Below are 22,490 nucleotides of genomic sequence, written 5' to 3' on the forward strand. Positions count from 1 at the left end.
GGATCTCGTTATCCCGAGATTTCCTTTTGTCCGGCACGCATCCGGGTCGGCACGGATCACGGCGGCGCACGTCAATCACCAGGGACGCATTCCGCGAGCCGGCGCGGACGGATGCGGTGATGCGGAGGAAGTCATGCTCACACTCGGTGAGGTGCACACCAACCTGCTGCAGCACAGCACGGCGCTGGCCCAGGAGCAGAGTTCCGAGGTGCTGCGCCTGGTCGAGGGCGAGGCGGTGCTGACCTCCCGCCGTCCGTCGCTCTACGCGGTCTCCCCCGACGTACGCACCGGGGTGGACTGCTGGCTGCCCAGCGCCCGACGCCGTCAGCTACGCGGGGTCGGTGCGGTGGTCACCCGGGCGATCGTCACCGGCGGCCGGATCGTGCAGGCATCCTCGGTCATCCGGGTGACGGGCGGTGAGCGACGCCGGCCGTGGTCGCACTACCTGGCCAACCCGGGCGTCCTGGAGACGGTCGGCAGACTGGACGCCGCGGATCTGAGCGCGGGATTCCTGCGCGGCGACGACGCCGACGTGCTGAACCTGGAGGCGATCACCGGCCGGGTGCTCGACGGTGTGCAGACGTCCGACCTGCTGGACCGGCGTCCGCCGCTGCGCGCGGCGCGTACCCGGCTGCGCTGGGCCGCGCAGGTCTCGCCGCGGCCGGAGCGGGAGGTCTCGGCCGTGGTCACCGTGGACTCCCCCACGCTGCGTACGGTCGAACTGGTGCTGGATCCCCAGGACATGCCGGACGCCGTGGCCGGTCTCTGCGAGGACCTCGCGCTGCACGACTGGCTGTTGACCACGCTGTCCTCCCTCGTGGAGGCCGCCGTCGCCCGCTCGGCCTCCGGCCAGGAACACATCGAGCGGCTGCGGCCGGTGCTGGAACACCTGCTGCACCTGTGGCTGCCCGGCGCCCGGGTGAACCCCCGGCTGCGACCGATCTGGGACCGGCTCGAACAGGTGCCGGGGTTCAGCCGGCAGTGGAACTCGTCGGTCACCTGGATCCGGGACCAGATCGCCGTGGCCAACCTGACCCTGCTGCGTGACCTCGCCGGCCGGATGCCGGCCGGCCAGCAGTGCGGCAGGGCACTGACCGCTCACCCGCCGATGAACACGTAACTCAACCGGTCGACCAGTTCGCCGGGCAACCGCAGGCCCTCGCCGCCCGCCCGGCTGGTGATCTGCTGCGCGATCGCCGGAGGCACCGCCACCTGGCCGAGAACCGTCCGTACCGCCATCTCCACCGGTAGGTACTGGGTGTCCATCAACGTGAGCGTGCGGTACGCGCAGAACGGCGCGGCGGCCGGATTCAGCTGGACGACGGCCGGCAGCGCGTCCCACGAGTCGGGCAGTTCGCCGGTCAGCCGGTGCGGCTGCACCAGCGTCTCGCCGCGACGACGCAACACGCCCAGCCGGGCCATCTGCCAGACCGAGGCGAGCAGGGCGCAGGCCCACACCCGGCTGCCCGGCTCGCCGGACCACAGCTCGACGTCGACGAAGATGGAGTGCCGGGGGTCACCGGACTGCACCGGCGGGGACCACGGCCGGGGCAGCGTCATCGCCGGCGCGTCGACGTGACCGGGTGAACGCATCCCGTTGGACAGCCAGCCCGACTCACTCAACGGGGGGCGGCTACCGGTGGTGTGCCGGGGCGGCTCCACCACCAGGGTGTCGACGACCATCTGGGCCAGCTCGACGCCGTCGTGGCGGGCGAAACTGGACTCCCGGGCGACGTAGTCGAGCACCAGCCCCTGTGCCGCCGCCGCGCTCTGCACCTGCTCGATCACCTCGCGGGGGGTGCCGAACCGGTGGAAGTAGTCGTCCACCATGAAGCAGGTGCTGATCCGGGGCTGGCGGCCCCCCGCAAGCCCCCGGCCCGCCAGCACCGGCATGATCGCCGACCACTCGGCGATCCGCGCGAACCTGTCCCGCAGCTCCTGACATCCCGCGCCGAAGTCCTCGGCGTAGAAGTGCCCCAGCTCAACCGACAGGTGCGCGTACGCCACGCTCTCCGTACGGGCCACCGCAGCCGCCTCCTGGAACCTCACGTCCACGTCGGTCACACGATCTCCCACGCGGTCTCGTCGGACAGCTTCGCGGTCAGCTCCACGAAGGCGTCCACGGTCTTCACATTCGCGATCTTGGTCTGCACGTCGTGGTCGGAGATGAGCTGCTCCCGCCACTGCAACAGCGGATCCAGCGGCACCGAGCCGAGCCGGGTGGTACGGCCGACCCCCTTGCGCCGGGCCAGTTCCGACAGTTCGTCGTCGCACTTGAGCAGGAACGCCTGTTGGGCGAGGTCGAGATGGCCGACCTCGGGACCGCTGGGGTCGATCACCGCGGTGCGGACGAACCGCAGCGACTCCCTCAGCCGTTCCCGCTCGTGGCCGTACTCCTCGCCGATGGCCAGGATCCCGCCCGCCTCGAAGGCGAGGTCCGCCGCCGCCGTGACGTGTTGCGGTGTCCACCGGTGGAAGACCAGCCAGCGGGCGGTGACCTTGCACAGGGACCGGGTGGCGGTCGCGGCCAGGGCGATGTGACTGGCGTACGACCGGCCGGCGCTGAGGTCCACCAGGGTCAGGTCGAACTCCTCCTCCAGGCGGAGGAAGAGCTCCGCGCAGCGCTTGGCGATGTCACTGGTGAAGCCGAACTCGCTGCCGTTGCGCTGGCCGGGCAGGAGCACCAGGGCCCCCGAGCCGACGGGCCGCTGGCGCAGGCTGGCCCGCTCGGAGGTGCCCCAGACGTCCAACCGCTCGGGCGAGGGGATCTCCCCACGCAGGTACCGGTGCAGACCGCCGCGGCTCGGCCCCGAGCCCTCCACCCCGTTGACGGCCTGCGGGATCTGGAACGTGATCCCCGCCGTCGGCGAGCCGAAGTCGTAGTCCAGGTAGCAGGTCGACCTGCCGGACAACGCGCTGCGGTAGGCGATGTTCGCCGCGGTCACCGACCGACCGGTACCACCCTTGTGTGACGTGACGAAGACCAGCATCAGATCCCCTCGCTGGCCTTCTGCTGACCGGTGGCGACGTCGTTGATCTGCAGCAACACCGTGTTCGCCAGGGCAGCCGCCGTGCCCGGACGCTCGTCCACCAGCAGTTGGGCCCGACGCAGGCTGGACCGGATGCTGCGCATGTTGCGTTGCATCGCCACCCCGGAGAACGTGCCGCGCATCAACTCCCGGTCGAACAGGTACTCGGCCTCGTCGACGAGATCCTGGGCGTACGCCGCGAGCCCGCCCGCCCGGGGGAAGGGCCGTTCCGAGAGCAGCTGACTGGCGTTGACCATCGCGTGCACCGCCCGCTCGGTCAGGTACCAGGAGGGTGCCTCGGGCATCGGCGCCAACCCCGGGAACGCGCCCCCGGCATGATCCCACAAGCCCCGGTGCCGACCGTCCGGGATGCGCCGCAGCAGCAGGTGGTCCCACACCTCGTCCGCCAGTTCGAGCAGTTCGCTGCGCCGCCGGGCGTTGTTCAGCAGGCCGGCGACGGTGATCGCCCGCTGGAGCAGCACCGTGGAGAACTCGTTGACGTTCCACGTCATGATCGCAATTGAGTCACGGTCGTTGAGGATCACCTGTTTGCCCGGCGCGTGCACCAGCAGCGCCGGCTCGCCGGGCGACGCGCGCCTGGTGATCCGCGCCCGCTGCGCCAGTTCCACCAGCACCGAGGCGATCCGGCCGAGTTCCTCGTCGCCGCCGCGCCCCACGGCGAGCAGGCCCTTGACCGCCAGCGACGTCGTCTGGAGGGTGTAGTAGTCGGTCCGGTCGCCGTCGGTCGTCCGCCACGGGATGTCCTCGATGGGCCAGCGTCGCCGGTTGCCGAAGGTGGCCACCGTCGCCCAGTAGGTCCGGGTCAGCTCCCAGCGCAGTTGCAGCGCCCGGGACAGTCGCTGCTGTTCCTCGTTGAGCAGGCCGAGCAGGCGGGTGCGCTCGGAGTTCAGGTCCTCGATGGCGTCCATCGCGATGACCGTGAAGTAGAGGTAGGGGGCGTTCTCCGCGGACCCGGGGCGCTGCCGGCCGATCGGCTCGGTGGTCGGGACCTCCTCGGCTCCGGCGATGGTGCCCCAGGACCAGCCGCACTCGAAGAGCATCTCGCTGTTGTCGAGGTCCTCGGTCACCCGACCCGATCCGAGGAGCACGCTGCGCAGGCTGGCCATCGTGTCCCGCAACTGTTCGCGCAGCGCGTCCACGACCTCCCGGCGCGGCATCTCGTCCTGGTTGACCATCTCGCACAGCCGCTCGCCGTACTCTTCGGAGGAAGTGAAGACGGAGGTGCTGAAGCTGCGGAGCAGGCCGACCATGGCCGCGGTCAGCCGCACGTTGGCCATCGCCTCCAACTCGTCCAACAGGGCGAGGAGATCACGCCGTTGGGTGGCCTTCCGGTAGACCTTGACGAAACCGATCGTCGCCAACGTGAGCGTGACGGACACCGCGAACGAGTCGACGATGTCCAGCGAGTACTGCTCCTCGGTGAGCGGTGGGCCGCCCTCGGTCGGGGTGAGGTAGCTGCCACCGGCGAAGATCGGCGTGCCGGCCTCGTCGGTGTAGCGGCGGAAGTAGTCGACCATCAGACCGACCAGCTGACGGGGAATCTTGATCGCGTCACCGAGCGAACTGAGTGCCTCGATCACCTCGTCGTCGACCCGGTCCGGATCGTCGAGCGACAACTCGGAGACCTTGGCCGCGGGGAGCAGCAGGGTCAGCAACTGCTCCGCGTCACTGATCGAGTTGCTGCCGCTCCGGCCGCCCCAGCGCCATTCACCATTGTCCCAACAACTGCGCACCGTGGCCCGCCAGATGTCGAGGATCTCCTGGCGCGGCTGTATCCGCATGATCCACCGCCGTCTGTTGTTGTAGTCGCCGACTCGAAAACCGCCGTTGTTGCCGTACGCGCGAGGATCCACGGTGGCCGACAATGATGTGCACCGTCATGGTAGCGGGCCGGTCGACCACCGTCCGAAGCGCTTTGTGGGCGGGGTGTCGGTAAGCCGACCATCGGGTGTGGACCAGGCCCGGTGCCGTCGTCGACGGCGCCGGTCGGGCTCCGACGTCGACGCTATCCGCGGGTACGGCCCGTGGTCAGCAACATACTCACGTAACCGTCACGCAACGGCGGTCGGGGGCGTTCCTCGTGGACGTCGAGTTCGTACGCGCTCGCGGCGATACCGGCCACGACCTCGGCGCGGGCCAGTGACACCGCCGGAAACGACCGTCGACCGACGTGGTAGCCGGCGGAACCGAGCATGACCGCCAGGGCAAAGGGCGATCCGGGCCGCAGCGCACGCAGGAACCGGGCTATCGCACGTTCGGCCTCCGACCGGTGGGCCGAGATGGAACACGCCACGAAGAACATCGTTCCGGCGTCCCAGGCGTGCATCGGCAGGCTGAAGACACTGGTCCGCGTCACCCGGGCCACCCGCGCCAGCCGCCGCCGCGGATCAGTCAGGGCAGCGTACGCCGGATGCTCCGCACACACCTGCCAGTACGGATCCCACATCGGGTCGTAGGAGTCGACCTGCTGACGCAGCCAACACACATTCGACGTCGACCATTCACACAGATCGACGGTGTGGGCGAACGGCAGGAGCGCCAGCGCCGGATAGAGATTCGCTCCCGACCCCACGTCGACACAGCGCGCCCCGGAGAGTTTCGACCCGGCGAAGAAGTCCCTGGTCCGACGGAGAAACTCCCGGTCGTCGGCCCGCAGGTCCGCGTAGTTGTGTCGGACATACGTCTGCGGGTCGAACCCGTCCCACTGGACCTCGGCATTGACCGGTCCCGGTGCCTGGATCGGCAGGGGCGACGTCGACGGGTCGCCACCACCGGCCGCCGGGGTCAACGCCATGACCGCACCTCCATCGATGTCGGCGGGACGACCTTCGGTGAGGTCTCGGACGCGCTCGGTGCACCGCCCTTTGTGTATCGGAAGTGCTGCCGACCCGCAAGGGTCGCGCTTTCAGGGCGACACATAGCTGGTACGCGACGTCACGAATGCGCTACGTCCTCGACGGCGAACTGATCGGCAGCTATCCGCACGGGAGCCGGGTCGCCCCTCGGCAAGCTGGCGGGGACGGGGCGACGGGTAGGTATACCCTCTCGGTGTCCTTTCGACCTGACGGCGTTGACGAATCGCCGACGACGGCTGCCCGCGGATGCCACACGCGGCGGTCTGCTCCGCCGCTGTCGGGTCAGTCATGGCCGGCTGGGCCGATCGGGTCGGCCACCGATCGATTCGGCCGCGCCGGACCGACGCATCTGAATCGCTGATGTCATCAGCTCGAAAGGATGCGCACCCACTATCGCGCTCCGTCCGAGCCGCCCCGGCGGAATCGCCGCTGCATAATTCCTATCCGAGGCTGAGATCGTGCTGCTCCAGTGCGCGCTGAATGATTCCGAGCGCCTTCGGTCCCACCCCGTGCAGCACGGACAGGCCGGCGCGTGGCACGCCCGCGAGGTCACGCAGCGTCGGGTAGCCGGCTCGGGTCAGGGCGCGCACAGCCGGCGCACCGATCTTCGGCAGGGCGTCGAGATCGGCAGGCACTCCGTCGACCGTACGCAACCGCAGCCAACTATGTTCATCGCCCGACAGCGGAAAGGCCACCTCCCGAACCCGGGAAGCGGCCTCTGACCTGCAGTGCTAAGGGTGGGCGATGCTGGTATCGAACCAGCGACCTCTTCGGTGTGAACGAAGCGCTCTCCCACTGAGCTAATCGCCCTCAGCGCCGTTGACTCTACCCGATCGTGGGGCGGAGCCAAAAACCCGGGGTGCCGGTCAGGTCGTGGCGAGGTAGTGCAGCAGTTGGGCGACCAGGTCGATGCCGAGGCTGTACTTGAGCGAGAGCCAGAGCACCACGGCGACGAAGACCAGCCCGACGGAGCCGAGCAGGAACCGCACGGGCAGGGAGCGGGTGGCGGCCCACCGGGTCCAGGCGTGGACGTGGCGGCGGGTGAAGCCGAGCAGCCGGCGGGCCCAGTGGAACTCGACGGCCCAGATGGCGAGGCCGGCGATGACGATCAGCCAGCCGGGACCGGGCAGCGGGATCAGGGCGATGCCGACGGTCACCACGATCGCCCCGGCGACGGCGACGAATATCTTGAGGGCGACCCGGCCGGTGGGGTTGGCCCGGATCAGGTCGAGGCTGGTGCGCAGCCGCCACCGCCAACCGGTGGGGCGGGCGGCGAGGGCGGTCCGGCCGGATCGACCGCCACCGCCGCGGGCGCGGCCGTTGACCGGTCGGGCCCGGCCGCGGGAGTTGCGGGGGTCGCCAGCGGCACGACCGGCACGTCCGGCGTCGGAGGTCGCCCGACCGTCTCGGTCCGGTGGCTTGATCGGCACCCTGTCACCCCGCCTTTTGGCTGCCTGGGCCCCTACTTTCGGTGACTCGGCCCTACTCACCGCATCCATTGAGGAACGCTTCGCGGCCATTTCACCCCCCAGTGTCGTCTCGGCCCGTCACTTGCGCAGACCACTGGACGTTACCGGAGTAAGTCGACGACTGAACCACCCGACTTCGGACGGGCTCCCGACTGGGCAGAACCGGAAATCCTACAAGAATTCTCACATTCTCGCGGCGATTCGGACCCCCTTCCCACCACTGGGTGAAGTCAGCGTATGGCGGAGCGTAGCCAGCAGTAGCACCTGAGTATGGGAAAAGCGGGACACGCGCGTTCCGCAGCGGTGCCGGGGGGAGAACGTCCATGAGTGTCATCCGACCGACGACCGTAGAGGTCGAGACGTCGCTAAGGCTCGTCGCGCCTGACGCCACCGCCTTGCCGGTGCGTGCCAGCCTGCGTTACGACCCTGCTGACCCGTATGCGGTCCATGTCCTGTTCCACGCCGAGTCGGCCGGCGGCGAGGCGGTGAGCTGGTCGTTCGCCCGCGAACTGCTGGTCACCGGCCTCGACGAGCCGGCGGGCATCGGCGACGTGCGGGTCTGGCCCTGGGCCACCCCGCGCGGCGACTTCGTCGCGCTGGCCCTGTCGTCGCCGGACGGCAACGCCCTGTTCGAGGTCCCGCGCAGCGTGCTGGTGCGTTTCCTGCGCCGGACCTACGTCGTCGTCCCGCGCGGCCGGGAGGCCGAGCACCTGGACGTCGACACGGCGGTGACCCGGCTGCTCGCCGGTCGCTGACCAGTCTGCCCCGGAGCCGCGCGGATCTGCCGAGTCCGCGCGGCTCCGGCCGTCCACCGCCCGGGTACGCGCCACGCCACCCGCCCGCGCCACCGCCCGTCGGGTCCGCCGGTCAGCCGTGGGTGGTGATGCCCCCGTCCACCGGGATCACCGCGCCGGTCAGGTAGGCCCCGGCCCGCGACGCCAGGAAGATCGCCGCGCCGGCCATGTCGTCGGGGCGGCCGATCCGGCCGAGCGGCACCTGCTGCGTGATCGCCGCCCGGGTCGCGGGGTCGTCCAGGGCGAAGGCCATCATCTTGCTCTCGAACGGGCCGGGGGCGATCGCGTTGACCGTGATCCGCTCGGCGGCCAACTGGTGGGCGAGGCTTCGGGTGAGCATGTGCACGGCGGCCTTGGTGGCCGAGTAGGCGTAGACCTCCATCGCCGGCACCCGGAGCCCGTCGATCGAGCCGATGTTGATCACGCGGGCCGGGTCGTCGTCGCCGGCCGCCGCCCGCAGGGCCGGCAGCAGCGCGGTGGTGAGCCGGAACACCGCCTTCACGTTGACCGCCCAGAGCTTGTCGAACGCGCTTCCCGGGTACGACTCCAGCGGCGCGCCCCAGGTCGCCCCGGCGTTGTTGACCAGCACGTCGAGCCGGTCGTACCGCTCGCGGACGGCGGCGGCGAGGGCGTCGGCGCCCGCGTCGTCGCCGAGGTCGGCGGGGATCGCCTCGCACCGCCCCTCGGCGGACAGTTCCTTGGCCACCGCCTCGCACACGTCGGCCTTGCGCGACGAGATGACCACCGTGGCCCCGGCCCGGACGAAGCCCCGGGCGATCATCAGCCCGATCCCCCGGGAGCCACCGGTGACCAGGACCGTCTTGCCGTCGACCGAGAACAGATCCGTCATGAGCACCCCATCGCGCGTCGCGGTCCTTACCGATCGGTAACGTAGCCCGGCCCCGGCAGCCGGACAACCCCGCCGGGGCACCCGTCCACCGCGAGCGCGACAGAGTCCCGTCGCCGGGATGCGGCCCCGGCCGTCCCCGGTTACGGTCGAGGACGATGGTCCCTTCCGGTCAGCTCTCCCCGGCAACCCGTCCCGACCTGCCCCGCCCCGAGATCGACGTCCTGGAGCTGGGCGACCTCGTCCCCGGCACGGGCGTGCCCCGGCCGGTCCTGCTCGACCACGATCTGCTCGTCCTGGTCACCGGCGGGCACGGCCTCGTCGAGCTGGACTTCCGGGCACTGCCCTGCCGCCCCGGCACCCTGCTGCGGGCCGCCCCCGGCCAGGTGCTGCGCTGCTCCGCGCGGCTCGACGCGGTCGCGCTCCGCTGGCACGCCGACGCGCTGCGCGGCCTGGACGTCGACCCCGACGCCGTGCCGCAGCACCACCAGCTCACCGGCCCGGACGAGGACGCCGTCATCAACGAGGTCTCCCAGCTCGTGGTGGACCACCGCCGGCACCGCGCCGACCCGGCCGCGCACGTCCTGCTCCGACACCAGCTCGCGGTGCTGCTGATCCGGCTCGCCCTGCTGCCCGGCGTCCGCAACTCCGGCGGGACGCCCGACGACACCGACCCGCAGCGGACGGAGAAGGCCACGTTCCGCCGGTTCTGCCGGGAGGTGGAGGCGGGGTACCCGTACACCAGGCGGGTGGAGGACTACGCGGCCCGGCTGGGCTGCTCGGTGCGTACCCTGACCCGGGCCTGTCTGGCGGTGACCGGGCGCAGCGCCAAGCAGGTGGTCGACGAGCGGGTCGCGCTGCAGGCCCGTCGGCTGCTCGCCGCCACCGACGAGCCGGTGGCCCGGATCGGTCGGCAGCTCGGCTTCCCCGAGCCGACGAACTTCGGCCGGTTCTTCACCCGCGAGGTGGGGGTGAGTCCGGGGGCGTTCCGGGCCGCCCGGGACCGTCCGCCGTCCCGGATCGTCCGACCACGGCGACCCGCTGACCCCGCTGACCCCGACGGACGGGCATGATGGCATGGTGCAGATCTCCGCGCGCGGCGACTATGCGGTCCGAGCGGCCCTGAGCCTGGCCACCGCCTACCCCTCCCTGCTCTCCACCCAGGCGATCGCCAGCGAGCAGGACATGCCGCGCAAGTTTCTCGAAGCGGTCCTGGCCGACCTGCGTCGGGCCGGCGTGGTCCGCGCGCAGCGCGGTGCCGAGGGCGGTTACACCCTCGCCCGGCCACCGCGCGAGGTCACCGTGGGGGCGATCCTGCGCGCCGTCGAGGGCCCGTTGGCCGGGGTACGCGGGCTGCGCCCCGAGGAGACCCGGTACGAGGGCTCGGCGGAGAATCTCCCCCGGCTCTGGGTGGCGGTGCGTGCCGCCGTCCGGCAGGTGCTCGACGAGGTGAGTCTCGCCGAGGTGGTCAGCGGGCGGCTCCCGGCGCACGTCCGTAAGCTGACCACCCTGCCCGACGCGTGGGAGCCGCGCTGAGTCACCGCGTCTCGATCACCTCGTCGGCGGTGAGCCGGGGCAGCCGCTCCCGCCAGGCGTCCGGCCCGGGGTGGCCGATGTTGACCAGCAGCAGCACCTCGTGCCGGCCCTCGGGGAAGAACTCCCGCTGCACCCCGGCCGCGTCGAACCCGGCCATCGGCCCGGCGGCGAGCCCGGCGGCACGGATCCCGATCAGGAAGTAGCCGATCTGGAGGGTGGCGTTGAACCGGGCCTGGGCGACCCGGTCCGCCCGGTCGGCGAGCCACTCCCGCGCCTGTGGCTGGTGCGGGAACAGTTCCGGCAGCCGCTCGTGGAAGTCGACGTCGGCGGTGAGCACCGCCACCAGCGGCGCGTCGGCCGTCTTGGCCCGGTTGCCCCGCGACACGTACGGCAGCAGCCGGCTGCGGGCCGCCGTCGAACGCAGCAGCAGCACCCGCAGCGGTTGGCCGTTGAGCGCGGTGGGGCCGTACCGGATCAGCTCGTGGATGGCGGCGACCTGCGCGTCGTCGACCGGGTCGGCGGTGAACGTGTTGGCCGTGCGGGCCGCCCGGAACAGCAGGTCCTGGGCGGCCTGGTCGAGGGCCAGCGGGGCGCCGTGGCGACCGGCGTCGGGCCGTGGTGGGCCGGGCCGGTCGGTGCGTCGGTGCGCGTCCCGCTGCGACATGCGCTCATGCTGCCGGCAGCGGGACGACCAGATCAACGCCCTTCCAGAACATGGGACTTCCATCGCCGTCTCTGCTTCCAGTCATCTTCACCTGCATCTTCCGCACCGCAACACCTGTCGGCTTGGTAGGCGTTGCGGCACCGTCCAGCCCGGACCGGAGCAGGTTTCGGTTTTCGTGGATGCGGGCATCTATCGGGCCGAGACGGCAACGACGACAGGGAACGCGAAGGGAGCGCCACGATGGGTCTGATGTTCCGTAAGCGCAAGAAGTACGGGCCGATCATCCTGAACTTCACCGAGAACGGCTTCTCGTCGTGGAGCATCAAGATCGGTCGCTGGTCGTGGAACTCCCGGGCCAAGGCGCACCGCGTCGACCTGCCGGGCCCGCTGTCCTGGAAGCAGGACAAGTCCCGGGCGTGACGCCCTGCTGTCGAACGGGGTGCCGGTGGTTCACCGGCACCCCGTTCGACGTTCCAACCCCCGGCCCGCCGCCGGCCGGGACAGACGCCCCGGTCGGGTTCGGCATTCGCCGGATCGGGGCCGGCACGACGGCGCAGAATCGCCGCATGGCGAGCGACGACGGACGCTGGGCGCGGATGCGGCGGCACACCCTGGCGGCCTGCGTCCTGCTGGTGGTCAGCTACTTCCTGATCCCCTTGGAACCCGACCCGAACGGGCTGCGGCTGACCCTGCGCGCGGTGGGCACCCTGCTGCTGATCGGCGTGGTCACCGTCCTGGTCACCCGTCAGGTGGGCCGCCAGCTCGGGGCCCGCGCCCCGGTCGGCGAGGACGAGGTCCGCTCGTTGAGCCGGCTGGTGGTGGCGCTGGTCGCGGGGTTGCTCGCGTTCGCGGTCGCCGACTACGTGGTGGCCGGCAGCGGGCCGGGCCAGTTCTCCGGGCTGCACACCCGGTTGGACGCGCTCTACTTCGCCCTGACCACCCTGACCACGGTCGGATACGGTGACGTGCACGCCCAGGGGCAGCTCGCCAAGGCGATCGTCTGCGTGCAGATGGTGTTCAGCATCGGGGTGATCGCCACCGGGGCGTCCATCGTGGTCAGGCAGTTGACCGCGCGGCCGGGGCGGGGCCAGCGCTGATCAGCACGTCCCCGCCGAGCCGCCCGTGTTCCGGGTCCCGGGTGACCGCACCGGCGTCCACCAGCTCGGTCAGCGCCCGCCCGGCGTCACCGGCCCGGTAGGCGGTCGCGGTCAGCGCGTGCCGACGCAGTTCGGTCACCGTACGCGGGCCGTGGCGGGTCAGCTCGGCGAGCAGTTCGTCGCGCAGCGGGCCGGTCGGCGGGTCCGCCCCCACGTCGAGCAGGCCACCGACCGGGTCCCGGTGGCGGACGGCGTCGCCGTCGGCAGCCTCGGCGGTGGCGGCCCACAGTGCGTCCTTGAACGCCTCCAGGCTCTTGTCCAGGCCGGTGCCGAAGGCGACCAGGTGGGCCGGCGTCCCGTCGGCGGGGACCAGCTCGGCCTCGGCGACCAGGGGAAACCCGGCGGCGGTCAGGGCCGGTCGCAGGCAGGTGGCGGTGCCGGTGAGCAGCACCTCGGCCGGGCGGCCGATGGTCGTGGCGGCCAGCAGCGTCGGCGTCGGTGCCGCGCCGTCGACCAGGGTGAACAGTGGTGCGCCGGCCGCACCGGCCGCCTTGAGCACCACCGGCAGCCGGGTCGGGTCGCCGGGCACCACGTGCACCGCGACGTCGCCGGGCAGGCCGGCCTCGACGACGCCGAGCCGGGCGGGCAGCTCGGGGCCACCGTCGGCGAGCACCAGCACGATGAGCCGGCGGCCCCGCAGCCGGTCGGCGAAGCCGGCCACCACCCGCAGGGCCGCCTCGGCGGTGCCGGGGTCACCGGCGTACGCCAGCGCGAGGGTGGCCCGCCGGGAGCGGTGCAGGGCCCCCGGCAGCCAGTGGTCGAGCTGACGGACGAGCAGTCCGCCCAGGACGGCGTCGATCGACATCCTGTCGTTCTACCGTACGGCCGTTCAGGCCGGGACGGAGATCCCCACCCCGCCCCGGGTCTGCCCGCCGTAGCGGGCCCGTTCGCGGTCGAGGTCGAGCCGGCCGATCCGCTTGCGGGCGGCGAGGGTGTCCTCGTCGAGCTGGTCGGCCGGGACGATCCAGACGATCTCGAACTCCAGCCCGTCGGGGTCGCGGCCGTAGAGGCTCTTGGTGGTGCCGTGGTCGGAGGTGCCGACCAGCGCGTCGGCGGCGGCCAGTCGCTGCGCGGTGGCGGCCAGTTCGTCGAGGGTGTCCAGCTCCCAGGCGAGGTGGTAGAGGCCGACGGTGGCCCGGCCGGCCTGCGAGCGGCCGGCGTTCGCGCCGATCTCGAACAGGCCGAGGTCGTGGTCGTTGGTCGAGTCGGGGGCCTGGAGGAAGGCCGCGCCCCGGAACCCGTCCGGGGTCATCGGCACCGGGCGGAAGCCCAGCACGTCGCGGTAGAAGTCGACGCTGCGACGCAGGTCGGAGACGTAGAGCACGGCGTGGTTGAGGCGGTGGATTCCCATGTCCACCACGCTAGCGCGATTTTGTTGAGCGTTCAACTATTCCGGCTATGATGGTCGTCATGACCCGCTGGCTGGACCCCGACGAGCAGCAGACCTGGCGCGCCTTCCTGACCGCCTCCCGGGCGCTGAGCGACACCCTCGACCGCGAGCTGCAACGCGACGCCGGGATGCCGCACGCCTACTACGAGATCCTGGTCCGGCTCTCCGAGGTGCCCGACCGGCGGCTGCGGATGAGCGAGCTGGCCGACCTCACCGGCTCCTCGCGCAGCCGGCTCTCGCACGCCGTGGCCCGACTGGAGACGGCCGGTTGGGTGCGCCGCGAGGACTGCCCCACCGACCGGCGCGGGCAGGTCGCCGTGCTCACCGACGCCGGTTTCGCGGCCCTCGCCGCCGCCGCGCCCGGCCACGTCGAGGGGGTACGCCGGCACCTGTTCGACGCGCTCAGCCCCGCCCAGGTCGACCAGTTGCGCCGGATCAGCGAGACGCTGGTCGCCCACCTGACCGGTTCTTGACCAAGTTGCCGACCGGCAAGGGTTGTACTAACCGTTGCCGGCCAAGCACGATGGGGCGTGTCTTCCGGCTTCGGTGAACTGACCCTCCAGGCGCAGCACCTGGTGTCCGCCGGCGACCTGGCCGGTGCCCAGCGACTGCTGGCCGACGCGCTGACCGACGCGGACCCCCGCCCCGACCACGCCTCCCCCGAGCTGGCCGAGGCCGCCGGGCTCCAGGCCCGACTGCTGGTCACCCTCGGCGAACCGCACTCCGCGCGCGGCTGGGCCGCCTTCGCGTACGCGGCGTCGAGCCGGTTGTACGGCATCTCCGACCAGCGGACGATCTCGGCGGCGGCCACCCTGGCGGCGGTGCTGCACCGGGTCGGCAGCGACGCCCGCGCCGCCCGGCTCTACTCCGAGGTGATCCTGGAGCTGACCGCCCACGACGGTCCCGAGTCGCTGCGGGTGCTCGCCGCGCACGCCGACCTGGCCACCGTGGAGTACGCCCGGGGCCAGTGCTCCGAGGCCCGTGAACGGCTCCAGGACGCCTGGGAGCTGCACCGCGAGGTGTACGGCGACGGCCACGCCAGCGGCATCAAGATGCTCGCCCGGCTCGGTGCCATGCAACGCGACTGCGGCCGGTTCGACGAGGCGCACGACAACCTCGCCCTCGCCCGTGAGCTGGCCCGCCAGCACCTGGCCGCCGACGACCCGCTGGCCCGTCAGGTGGCGGCGCTGGCCCGCGCCGCCGCCGACCCGGACCACGTGTGCGACGACGAGCCCGCCCCGGAGCGCGCAGCGCCGGTGGTGCCGGCCGCGCGCACCCCACCGCCCGCCGAGGGGCCACCCGACCTGCCCGGTTGGTCGGCCGGTCCGGTGCCGTCCGACGGTCCGTACCCGCCGACGGTGCCCGGCCAGCGGATGCCCGCCGACGACACCGGCTACCCACCGGACGCCGGCCCCGGCCCCGGCGGCCACTACGGCTCCCCCGACCGGTTCGATCCGCCTGACCGGTTCGGCGCGGCCGGCACTGCGGCAGGTGGCGGATACTCCCCCGGCACCGGCTACCCCACCGACAGCGGCCACGGCCCCTGGGACGGTCAACCCGGTGGGGACGGGTACCGGGCCGGCGACGGTCCGGGCGATGCCGGCTACCTGGGCGACACCGGTTACCCGGGCAGCACCGGCTACCCGACCTCCCGTCATCCGACCTCCGGGCATCCGACCTCGGCTCGCCCGGCACCGGGCCACCCGGCCGAGTCGGGCTATCCGGCTGGCGCGGGTCATCCAGCCGAGCCGGGCTATTTCGGCGGGCCAGGTCATCCCGGCGGGCCGGGGCATCCGGCAGGGTCGGAGCGGATCGACGACGACGGACACTGGCCGCCCGAGCCGGCCGGGGCCGCCGGGTCCACGACCGGCGGATGGCGGGACGCCCCCTACGCCCCGCCGCTGTCGCAGAGCCGCCGGGACGAGGAGGCGGCCGGGGTACGCCGGGTCACGCCGGCCGAGCCGCCGGTGGACCCCTCCCGGTTGCTGCCCGTACTGGTGCCCCGCCGGCACGCCCCGCCCCGGCGTCGCCCGGGTGCCGTACCGCTGGTGGCCGCCGGGGTGGCCGTGGTGCTGCTCGGCGCGGTCGCGGTGATCGCCGGGGTGTCCCAGGTGGGCGGCTCCGACGCGCCACCGCCCGCCGCTCCGGGCGAAGCCGCCCCGACCACCGCCACGCCGAACGCCGGCCCACCCGCCTCGCCGGGCACCCCACCGGGGCGGGTGACGCTGCGCGACCGACCCGACGGCATCACCCTGACGTGGACGTACCCGGCCGGCAGTGAAGGCCCGGTGGTGCTCTCCGCCGCCCAGGCCGGGCAGGATCCGCGCCCCTTCCAGACCCTCCCACCCGGCACCGACAACTTCGTCGTACACGGCCTGGACCGCACCACCAACTACTGCTTCACCGTCGCCGTCGTCTGGTCCACCGACGTGGTGGCCCGAGCCAAACGCGTCTGCACCGCCCGCCGCTGACCCACCCCTGTCCACCGGCCCCGCCCCGCCCCCTCACCCCGCCCCGTCACCCCCGCGCCCGCGCCGCGCCGCCCGCCCATGTTGATCAAGAGGTTCGCGTCACCCCCAGCGGAATTCCCGACGCAAACCTCTTGATCACCGCCTCATTCACCCCGCCCGGTCGGGTGATCAAGAGGTTTGCGTCAACCTGGGTAGGTGGGCGTGACGCGAACCTCTTGATCACCGCAGGGAGGCGGGGCGCGCCGGGGCGGGCTGCTGCGCTCGCGCGGGTAGGGAGCGTGGGCGGTGGGCAGGGGCGGCGGGTGAGGTGGTCAGTCGGGGTCGGGCAGGACCGGCAGGTGCAGTCGGACGGTCAGGCCGGGGTGGGCGTCGTCGAGGATGACGGTGCCGCCGCCCCGACGTACCAGCTCGCGCACGATGGCCAGGCCGAGTCCCGCGCCACCCGCGTCCCGGGCCCGCCCCTCGTCCAGCCGGGCGAACCGGCGGAACACCCGCTCCCGGTCCGCGACCGGGATTCCCGGCCCGTCGTCGGTGACCGTCACCAGGTGGTACGCCCCGTCGGCCGCCGGTTCGACCGCCAGCACCACCCGGGTACGGGCGTGTCGGACGGCGTTGTCGACCAGGTTCCCCAGCACCCGCCGCAGTTCGTCGGGCACACCGACGGTCCACACCGGACCCGCCGCCGCGACGACGGTGACCTCCGGCGGCACCACCTGACCCGCCACCGCGACGACGACATCCGGCGACACACCCGGATCCGCCGCCACGCTTACGGTGGCCCCCGGCGATCCAGCGGAACCCTCCGGAAGCACCACCGGCTCAGCGGTGGTGGGGGCGGGCCAGCGGGCGGCGACCTCGGTGAGCAGGGCGCCCAGTTCCACCGGCTCCGCCGCGCGGAGGTGGTCGACCTGGTGTGCCGGTTCCTCGTCGAGGCGGGCGAGCAGGAGCAGGTCGTCGACGAGGCGGCCCAACCGCTCGGTGTCGGTGAGCAGGTCGGCGGCGACGGCCGGCCAGTCGGTGCGGTCACCTAGGCGCTGAGCCACCTCCAGTTCGGTACGCATGTTCGTCAACGGGCTGCGCAGTTCGTGTGCCGCGTCGGCGAGGAACGACCGTTGTCGGGCGCGGGCCGCCGCCAACCGGTCCAGCATGTCGTTGAGGGTGACCGCCAGCCGGTGGATCTCGTCCTGGGAGGCGGGTACGGGCAGCCGGCCGGCCGCATCCCGCCCGGTGATCTCGGCGGCCCCGCTGCGCAGCGCCTCGACCGGGCGCAGGGTGGCCCCGACCACCCGCCAGGCGACCACCGCGAGCAGCCCCACCAGCAGCGGGAAGGCGACCAGCAGCACCGTACGGGCGGCCTGGGTGGCGTGCCTGACGTCCACGGTGGAGCGGCCCACCAGCACGGTCACCGGCTCCCCCGCCGACCGGGCGGGCACCGCCACCACGCGTACCGGCCCCTCCCAGCCGAGCCGTTGGCCGGGTACGACGGTGCGCTGCCGGCCGGTGCCGGTGAGCTGGTCGGGGCGCACCATCGGCACCAGCCGGTCGGCGTCGATGGAGGCGGCCCTGATCCGGCCGGCGGAGTCGACCACCTGGACCCGTAGCTGCCCGCCGGCCACCGGCAGCGGATCGGGCAGGGCGTTCTCGCCGGCCAGCCGGGCGACCGCGTCGGCGGTGCGGAACGCCTCCTCGTCGACGGTGCGTTGCAGCGTCCAGCCGAGCGCCACCAGCAGCACCACCCCGCCGAGGGCCAGCCCGACCGAGAGGCCGGCCACGCCGAGCACCATCAGCCGGGCCCGCAGTCCGAGCGCCGACCAGCGCAGCCGGCTCACGGGATCAGCCGGTAGCCGGCACCCCGGACGGTCTCCAACCGGTCCCGGCCGATCTTGCGGCGCAGGTAGCCGACGTACACCTCGACCGCGTTCGGGGCGGTCCGCAGGCTGGCGTCCCAGACGTGGTCGAGCAGTTCGGTCTTGGAGATCACCTCGCCGGGCCGGCGGATCAGGTACTCCAGCAGCGCGAACTCCCGGGCGGTGAGCACCACCTCGGCGTCGGCCTTCGTGACCCGGCGGCGGGCCGGGTCCAGCCGCAGGTCCCCGACGGCGAGCACGGTCGGCCGCTCCGGTGCGCCCCGGCGCAGCAGCGCCCGCAGCCGAGCCACCAGCACCACGTACGAGAAGGGTTTGGTCAGGTAGTCGTCGGCCCCGCAGTCCAGCCCGTCGGCCTGGTCGTACTCGCCGTCCTTGGCGGAGAGCATCAGCACCGGCAGCCAGTGCTCGTCGGCGCGCAACCGGCGGACCACCTCGTAGCCGGACAGGCCGGGGAGCATCACGTCGAGGATCATCGCGTCGTAGCCGCCGTGCCGGGCGGCGTCCAGCCCGGCCGGGCCGGTGCCGGCCGTGTCCACCACGAACCCCTCGGCTGTGAGGCCGCGCTGCAACGCCGCCGCCAGCCGGGCCTCGTCCTCCACCACCAGCACCCGCATCGTCCCAGCGTGCCACCTCGACGCGACGGACCGGCACGCCGTCCTCAGCGGGCTCACAGCAGCGGACCGGCAGGATGGTCGCAGGAGGTGCGCTCATGTCCGTACTGAAGAACCGTTCCACCCTGCGGTGGCTGGTGCCGATGGCCGCCGCGGTCACCGTCGTCGGTGGGGGTGCCGCGATCGGCACGTTCGCCGCGAACGCCGAGCCGGCCCTGCCGCCGCGCAGCGCCGCCCAGCTCCTCGTCGACCTGCAGACCGCCCGGCTGGACGGGTTGTCCGGCACGGTGGTGCAGCGGGCCGACCTCGGGCTGCCGCCGCTGGCCGGGCTGGCCGGCGGGGACGCCGCGCTGCTCACCGGCACGCACACCCTGCGGGTCTGGTACTCGGGGCCGGACCGGCAGCGGGTCGCGTTGCTCGACACCCTCGGCGAGCGGGACGTCATCCGTTCCGGCCGGGACGTGTGGACCTGGGACAGCAAGGCCAACACGGCGACGCACCGGACGCTGCCGGAGTCGACCGGGCGGGCGGCGGAGGGCGCGTTGCCGGTCACCCCGAAGGACGCCGCCGAGCAGGCGTTGGCCGCCGTCGACCCGAGCACCCTGGTGACCACCGGCCGGTCGGCCACGGTCGCCGGTCGGGACGCGTACGAGCTGGTGCTCACCCCGCGTGACGAGGCGTCCCTGGTGCACCAGGTGCGGATCGCCATCGACGCGACGGAGCACGTGCCGCTGCGGTTCGAGGTGCTCGCCGACGGGGCCGACCGGCCGGCGTTCGAGGTGGCCTTCACCCAGGTCGACTACCGTCGTCCCGACGCCGACCAGTTCACGTTCAACCCGCCGCCCGGGGTGAAGGTGACCGAGGAGACCGCCGACCGGCCGGGGTCGAAGGCCGGCCCGCACCGCAAGGACGGCAAGCCGGGCACGCAGCGTCCGGGGGCCGAGGACGCGGGTCTGCGTACCGTGGGGACGGGCTGGACCACCGTGCTGGTGGCGCGGACCGGCGCGGCGGACGTGGCGCGGACGCCGGCCGGTGACGCGGCGAAGCCGGGCCCGGCCGACGGTCCGGGCGCGGCGCAGGCCCTCGACCTGCTCAACGGGTTGCCGAAGGTCAGCGGGGACTGGGGCAGCGGCCGGTTGTTCGCCGGGAAGCTGTTCAGCGTGCTGCTCACCGACGACGGGCGGGTGCTCGCCGGTCTGGTGACGCCGGAGCGGCTGTACGAGGCCGCGCGGGGCTGATCCCGCACGTCACGACCCTCGGGGGTCCGGGCCGGCGCGAGCCGGCGCGGGCCCCCGTCGCCGTGTCCGGCAAGCTTGGTGGGGGGCCGCCGCAGGCGGTATCTTGAACAGTTCCCGAAATGCAAAAAGGAATGGCATGAGCCATTCCATGCGTGATTCTAAGCGACGAGGAGACGGCTTGTCAACGCACCCGGACGAGCTGCGACAACACGACGACGAGATCGGCCGCGAGCAGGAGTACGTCTCGATGCTCTACGGCCGGCTGGACGGTATGCGTGAGCAGGCCGCCCGACGGCTCACCGACGAACTGCGCGCCGGTGGCGGCGGCACCCAGCAGGACCGCTCCCAACGTGACAGCGCCGTCCAGATGTACGCCGACCAGGTCGAGCAGTTCTCGGCGGTCGAGCAGGGGCTGGCCTTCGGCCGGCTCGACGGGGCCGACGGCAGCCGGCACTACATCGGCCGGATCGGCATCTTCGACACCGACGGCGACTACGACCCGCTGCTGATGGACTGGCGTGCCCCCGCCGCCCGGCCGTTCTATCTCGCCACCGCCGCCAACCCGCAGGGCATCCGGATGCGGCGGCACCTGCGCACCCGGGAGCGGAAGGTCACCGGCCTCAACGACGAGGTGCTGGACATCGAGACCGCCTCCCCCACCGGTCACGAGGACCTGACCGGTGAGGCGTCGCTGCTCGCCGCGCTCAGCGCCGGCCGGACCGGCCGGATGCGGGACATCGTGGAGACCATCCAGGCCGAACAGGACCGGATCATCCGGGCCGACCTGCCCGGGGTGCTGGTCGTGCAGGGTGGTCCCGGCACCGGTAAGACGGCGGTCGCGCTGCACCGCGCCGCGTACCTGCTCTACACCCACCGGCAGCAGCTCTCCACCCGGGGTGTGTTGCTGGTCGGCCCGAACGCGACGTTCCTGCGCTACATCTCGCAGGTGCTGCCGGCGCTGGCCGAGACGGGTGTGCTGCTCAGCACCCCCGGCGACCTGTTCCCCGGGGTCAGCGCCCGGCGCGCCGAATCGGCCCGGACCGCCGCCCTCAAGGGCCGGGCGGTGTTGGCCGAGGTGCTCGCCGCCGCCGTCCGGGACCGGCAGTGGGTGCCGGACGAGCCGATCGAGATCGAACTGCCCCAGCGGGAGGTGCTGCGGCTGGACCCGGCGACGGTACGCGAGGCCCGCGACCGGGTCCGGCGTAGCGAGCGTCCGCACAACCTGGCCCGTGCCCTGTTCGACATCGAGATCGTGCACGCCCTCGCCGAGCAGGTGGCCGAGCGGATCGGGGCGGACCCGCTCGGCGGGGAGAACCTGCTGGAGGAGGCGGACCGGGCCGAGATCCGTCGGGAGCTGCGCGAGGAACCGGAGATCACGGCCGTCCTGGACGAGCTGTGGCCGGTGCTCACCCCGCAACGGCTGCTCGCCGACCTGTACGCCGCGCCGGAGCGGATCGCCGCCGCCGCGCCGATGCTCACCGACGACGAACGCGCCCTGCTGCACCGCCCGGCCGGCGGTGGCTGGACGCCTGCCGACGTGCCGCTGCTCGACGAGGCAGCGGAGCTGCTCGGCGAGGACGAGCGGGCCGCCGCCGCCCGCCGGGAACGCGTCAGGTCCTTCCAACGCGAGTACGCCGAGGGCGTGCTGGAGATCGCCCGGGGCTCCCGCTCGATCGACGTGGAGGACGAGGCCGAAGGCGGTGAGATCCTCGGTGTCACCGACCTGATCGACGCCGACCGGCTGCTGGAGCGGCAGGAGGAGACCGACCGGCTGACCACCGCGCAGCGGGCCGCCGCCGACCGGCGGTGGGCGTTCGGCCACGTGATCGTGGACGAGGCGCAGGAGTTGACCCCGATGGCCTGGCGGCTGCTGATGCGCCGGTGCCCGAGCCGGTCGATGACGATCGTCGGGGACGTGGCGCAGACCGGGGCGCTGGCGGGCACGCCGTCCTGGGCCGAGGCGTTGGAGCCGTACGTGGCGCGGCGCTGGCGGCTGGAGGAGTTGACCGTCAGCTACCGCACCCCGGCCGAGATCATGGCGGTGGCCGCCGAGGTGCTCGCCGGCATCGACCCGGCGCTGCGCCCACCCCGCTCGGTACGCCACAGCGGCGTGCCGCCGTGGGACCGGACGGTCGCGGCGGACCGGCTCGACGCGGAACTGGTCGCCGCGGCCCGCGCGGAGGCCGACGAACTGGCCGACGGCGACGCGGACGGCCGCCCCGGCGACGGCGGGGGGCGGCTCGGGGTGATCGTGCCGGCCGGGCGGGCCGACGGGTTGGCGGGCGTCCTGCTGGCCGCGTTGCCCGAGGCGGCCGTCGGCGAGCAGCCCGAACTGGAGAGCCGGGTGGTGCTGCTCACCGTCGGCCAGGCCAAGGGGTTGGAGTTCGACTCGGTGCTGGTGGTGGACCCGGACGGGATCGTCGCCGAGTCGCCCCGGGGCCGCAGCGACCTCTATGTCGCGTTGACCCGCGCCACCCGACGTCTGGGCGTGCTGCGCCCGGCCGGCTGACAGTGCGGCCGGGTCGGGGGGGCGGGCCCCT

Annotated in this window: 21 protein-coding genes, 1 tRNA gene and 2 pseudogenes; 10 read left to right on the plus strand and 14 right to left on the minus strand. The window is 72.9% G+C overall.

The features are described 5' to 3' along the window. Positions 1-133 precede the first annotated feature (133 nt). Entirely contained in the window at positions 134-1,120 is a 987-nt protein-coding gene (locus B5D80_RS02780) for an SCO2521 family protein (RefSeq protein ID WP_088642169.1), read from the plus strand. On the opposite strand, the gene B5D80_RS02785 is transcribed toward B5D80_RS02780, so the two are convergent. The 7 genes from B5D80_RS02785 to B5D80_RS02815 form a co-directional block, all read right to left on the minus strand. Then, positions 1,099-2,064 carry an SCO2522 family protein gene (locus B5D80_RS02785; protein ID WP_088642170.1) on the minus strand — a complete coding sequence of 322 codons (966 nt, stop codon included), beginning with the start codon at positions 2,062-2,064 and terminating at the stop codon, positions 1,099-1,101. The two genes, B5D80_RS02780 and B5D80_RS02785, sit on opposite strands and share 22 nt — an antisense overlap. Continuing rightward, entirely contained in the window at positions 2,061-2,990 is a 930-nt protein-coding gene (locus B5D80_RS02790) for an SCO2523 family variant P-loop protein (RefSeq protein ID WP_088642171.1), read from the minus strand. The genes B5D80_RS02785 and B5D80_RS02790 overlap by 4 nt, the downstream gene beginning before the upstream one ends. Then, on the minus strand, positions 2,990-4,831 hold the full coding sequence (locus B5D80_RS02795) for an SCO2524 family protein (RefSeq protein WP_088642172.1): 1,842 nt from the start codon (positions 4,829-4,831) through the stop codon (positions 2,990-2,992). The genes B5D80_RS02790 and B5D80_RS02795 overlap by 1 nt, the downstream gene beginning before the upstream one ends. 224 nt (positions 4,832-5,055) lie before the next feature. Continuing rightward, positions 5,056-5,838 carry an SCO2525 family SAM-dependent methyltransferase gene (locus tag B5D80_RS02800; RefSeq protein ID WP_211291365.1) on the minus strand — a complete coding sequence of 261 codons (783 nt, stop codon included), beginning with the start codon at positions 5,836-5,838 and terminating at the stop codon, positions 5,056-5,058. Positions 5,839-6,345: 507 nt separating this feature from the next. After that, on the minus strand, positions 6,346-6,600 hold the full coding sequence (locus B5D80_RS02805; RefSeq protein ID WP_245854186.1) for a helix-hairpin-helix domain-containing protein: 255 nt from the start codon (positions 6,598-6,600) through the stop codon (positions 6,346-6,348). A gap of 43 nt (positions 6,601-6,643) precedes the next feature. Then, a tRNA-Val gene (locus B5D80_RS02810) sits at positions 6,644-6,715 on the minus strand. A 56-nt stretch (positions 6,716-6,771) separates the two neighbouring features. Continuing rightward, positions 6,772-7,404 (minus strand): TIGR02611 family protein, encoded by a 633-nt coding sequence (locus tag B5D80_RS02815; RefSeq protein ID WP_088642175.1) that lies wholly within the window; start codon positions 7,402-7,404, stop codon positions 6,772-6,774. A 293-nt stretch (positions 7,405-7,697) separates the two neighbouring features. On the opposite strand from B5D80_RS02815, the gene B5D80_RS02820 reads away from it, so the two are divergent. Beyond that, positions 7,698-8,129 carry an SsgA family sporulation/cell division regulator gene (locus B5D80_RS02820; RefSeq protein ID WP_053653619.1) on the plus strand — a complete coding sequence of 144 codons (432 nt, stop codon included), beginning with the start codon at positions 7,698-7,700 and terminating at the stop codon, positions 8,127-8,129. Between the two features lie 112 nt (positions 8,130-8,241). Here the strand turns inward: B5D80_RS02820 and B5D80_RS02825 are convergent, their stop codons facing one another. Next, the gene (locus B5D80_RS02825; RefSeq protein WP_088642176.1) at positions 8,242-9,018 is read right to left on the minus strand and encodes a glucose 1-dehydrogenase; all 777 of its coding nucleotides are present in this window, start codon (positions 9,016-9,018) and stop codon (positions 8,242-8,244) included. A gap of 155 nt (positions 9,019-9,173) precedes the next feature. Between B5D80_RS02825 and B5D80_RS02830 the strand changes: the two genes are divergently transcribed. Both B5D80_RS02830 and B5D80_RS02835 read left to right on the plus strand, forming a co-directional pair. Continuing rightward, entirely contained in the window at positions 9,174-10,088 is a 915-nt protein-coding gene (locus B5D80_RS02830; RefSeq protein ID WP_088642177.1) for a helix-turn-helix transcriptional regulator, read from the plus strand. 7 nt (positions 10,089-10,095) lie between these two features. Beyond that, on the plus strand, positions 10,096-10,551 hold the full coding sequence (locus B5D80_RS02835; RefSeq protein ID WP_088642227.1) for an RrF2 family transcriptional regulator: 456 nt from the start codon (positions 10,096-10,098) through the stop codon (positions 10,549-10,551). 1 nt (position 10,552) lies between these two features. Here B5D80_RS02835 and B5D80_RS02840 read toward each other — a convergent pair whose 3' ends face one another. Next, a complete protein-coding gene (locus tag B5D80_RS02840; protein ID WP_088642178.1) occupies positions 10,553-11,215 on the minus strand; it encodes a malonic semialdehyde reductase in 663 nt (220 codons plus the stop codon). Positions 11,216-11,455: 240 nt separating this feature from the next. On the opposite strand from B5D80_RS02840, the gene B5D80_RS02845 reads away from it, so the two are divergent. Next, on the plus strand, positions 11,456-11,635 hold the full coding sequence (locus B5D80_RS02845; protein ID WP_007075522.1) for a DUF4236 domain-containing protein: 180 nt from the start codon (positions 11,456-11,458) through the stop codon (positions 11,633-11,635). Positions 11,636-11,781: 146 nt separating this feature from the next. Beyond that, the gene (locus tag B5D80_RS02850; RefSeq protein WP_088642179.1) at positions 11,782-12,312 is read left to right on the plus strand and encodes a potassium channel family protein; all 531 of its coding nucleotides are present in this window, start codon (positions 11,782-11,784) and stop codon (positions 12,310-12,312) included. On the opposite strand, the gene B5D80_RS02855 is transcribed toward B5D80_RS02850, so the two are convergent. Both B5D80_RS02855 and B5D80_RS02860 read right to left on the minus strand, forming a co-directional pair. Then, positions 12,272-13,177 (minus strand): hypothetical protein, encoded by a 906-nt coding sequence (locus B5D80_RS02855; RefSeq protein WP_088642180.1) that lies wholly within the window; start codon positions 13,175-13,177, stop codon positions 12,272-12,274. The genes B5D80_RS02850 and B5D80_RS02855 overlap by 41 nt on opposite strands. Positions 13,178-13,201: 24 nt before the next feature. Next, positions 13,202-13,723: a VOC family protein gene (locus B5D80_RS02860; protein WP_088642181.1), complete on the minus strand. Its 522-nt coding sequence runs from the start codon at positions 13,721-13,723 to the stop codon at positions 13,202-13,204. Positions 13,724-13,773: 50 nt separating this feature from the next. Between B5D80_RS02860 and B5D80_RS02865 the strand changes: the two genes are divergently transcribed. Both B5D80_RS02865 and B5D80_RS02870 read left to right on the plus strand, forming a co-directional pair. Beyond that, entirely contained in the window at positions 13,774-14,235 is a 462-nt protein-coding gene (locus tag B5D80_RS02865) for a MarR family winged helix-turn-helix transcriptional regulator (RefSeq protein ID WP_088642228.1), read from the plus strand. A 57-nt stretch (positions 14,236-14,292) separates the two neighbouring features. Beyond that, on the plus strand, positions 14,293-16,233 hold the full coding sequence (locus B5D80_RS02870) for a tetratricopeptide repeat protein (protein ID WP_088642182.1): 1,941 nt from the start codon (positions 14,293-14,295) through the stop codon (positions 16,231-16,233). Between the two features lie 311 nt (positions 16,234-16,544). On the opposite strand, the pseudogene B5D80_RS35030 reads toward B5D80_RS02870, so the two are convergent. The 3 genes and pseudogenes from B5D80_RS35030 to B5D80_RS02880 form a co-directional block, all read right to left on the minus strand. Next, a pseudogene (locus B5D80_RS35030) lies at positions 16,545-16,907 on the minus strand (sensor histidine kinase); the annotation flags it as partial. A 153-nt stretch (positions 16,908-17,060) separates the two neighbouring features. Further along, positions 17,061-18,017, minus strand: a pseudogene (locus tag B5D80_RS35035) (histidine kinase dimerization/phospho-acceptor domain-containing protein); the annotation flags it as partial. Between the two features lie 41 nt (positions 18,018-18,058). After that, positions 18,059-18,715, minus strand: a complete 657-nt coding sequence (locus B5D80_RS02880) for a response regulator transcription factor (RefSeq protein ID WP_088642184.1) — start codon at positions 18,713-18,715, stop codon at positions 18,059-18,061. A 95-nt stretch (positions 18,716-18,810) separates the two neighbouring features. On the opposite strand from B5D80_RS02880, the gene B5D80_RS02885 reads away from it, so the two are divergent. Beyond that, positions 18,811-19,950 carry a LolA family protein gene (locus tag B5D80_RS02885; protein ID WP_088642185.1) on the plus strand — a complete coding sequence of 380 codons (1,140 nt, stop codon included), beginning with the start codon at positions 18,811-18,813 and terminating at the stop codon, positions 19,948-19,950. A 148-nt stretch (positions 19,951-20,098) separates the two neighbouring features. Beyond that, positions 20,099-22,459 carry a HelD family protein gene (locus tag B5D80_RS02890; RefSeq protein ID WP_088642186.1) on the plus strand — a complete coding sequence of 787 codons (2,361 nt, stop codon included), beginning with the start codon at positions 20,099-20,101 and terminating at the stop codon, positions 22,457-22,459. Positions 22,460-22,490: the final 31 nt, after the last annotated feature.

Origin of the sequence: Micromonospora wenchangensis (assembly GCF_002210435.1) — a bacterium.
In the GTDB taxonomy this organism is placed as follows: Bacteria; Actinomycetota; Actinomycetes; order Mycobacteriales; family Micromonosporaceae; genus Micromonospora; species Micromonospora wenchangensis.